Annotated in this window: 1 pseudogene; it reads right to left on the bottom strand. The window is 69.1% G+C overall.

Annotation, left to right across the window (positions count from 1 at the left end):
• Positions 1-225: pseudogene (locus NBW84_RS20780) on the bottom strand (hypothetical protein); the annotation flags it as partial.
• Positions 226-792: the final 567 nt, after the last annotated feature.

The following is a 792-nucleotide window of genomic DNA, read 5'->3' as shown; positions in this document are numbered from 1 at the left end:
CACCGGATCCAGCGCGGTCGGCGGCGGCGGAGCGCTCAGGGTGACGGTGCCTCCCCGCTTCCCGCCCGCGGTCGAGGACGCCGAGGAGTCGGCGGCGTCCGCGTCACCCGTCGAACCGCCGCACGCCGCGAGGAGCGCGGCAAGCCCACCGGCGCCGGTACCGGCCAGCAGGCCGCGTCGGGTCAGCAGCGCCCGCACCGGATGTTCGGCGGACGCCGCCGCCATCCCGGCTGTTCCGGTCGTCTGAATCGGCTTGGCCGGCTGGACCGGCGCTGTCGGCTGAACCGGCGCTGTCGTCTGAACCGGCGCTGTCGTCTGAACCGGCATTGTCCGGGTCGGCGATTTTCTCACGAGGGTCGGCGTCCTTTGTGGAAGGGTGGGTGAAGCGCAGCGGATCAGGACCTGTGCCACGAACCCCCGTGTCCGGCGGCGGCCTGCGTAAATGACCATGTGACTCGGGTGCGGCGAGAGGCACAGGGGAGACGGTGGAACGCGCGGTGCTTGCAGACGGTGAACCGCCGGGCCTGCGCAGACGGGGCCGTACAGGCGGCAGCCGATCAGCCGCGGTAACAGCGCCCGCAGATCATCCGCATGAGGTCGATGTGTATCCGAGCGACCAGGAGAACTGTTCTCCACACACCACCAACGGCACCATGACCATCCCAACCAGTCAAGTGGGCAATACCTGCCAGCGACCCACCGGATTCGCGAATACGGGCAAAAATGGATAAGATTGGACGCGGATGCGGCAGGATCGTCCGGCCACGCCCCACCCAAGCCGCAGACGGCCCA

The organism is Protofrankia sp. CiP1_Cm_nod2 (genome assembly GCF_920664355.1).
Lineage (GTDB): Bacteria > Actinomycetota > Actinomycetes > Frankiales > Frankiaceae > Protofrankia.
This window is presented reverse-complemented; position numbering and strand designations above follow the sequence as displayed.